The 246-nt window shown below is 76.4% G+C and carries 1 pseudogene; it reads left to right on the top strand.

What is annotated here, in order from left to right:
* Nucleotides 1-246, top strand: a pseudogene (locus tag BST12_RS32770) (PE family protein); the annotation flags it as partial.

Here is a 246-nt window from a genome sequence, read left to right as displayed (position 1 = left end):
GCCGGCGGGGCCGGCGCTGACGCCATTTCCGGCTCCGGCAATTACGCCGGCTACGGCGGTGAGGGCGGCTATGGCGGCGATGGCGGTTACGGCGGTAACGGCTGGAACAGCATCGGCGCCAACGGCGGTGCCGGCGGCGCGGGCGGCGTGGCAGGCGAAGGCGGCGTGTCCGGTTCCGGCGTCCGGGTTAGTTCCGGCTACGGCGGCACCGGTGGCGACGGCGGCGGCGGGGGCTACGGCGGGGCA

It is taken from the genome of Mycobacterium angelicum (assembly GCF_002086155.1).
Classification (GTDB): Bacteria; Actinomycetota; Actinomycetes; order Mycobacteriales; family Mycobacteriaceae; genus Mycobacterium; species Mycobacterium angelicum.
The sequence above is the reverse complement of the archived record's forward strand: the minus strand, read 5'-3'. Positions and strand labels throughout refer to the sequence as shown.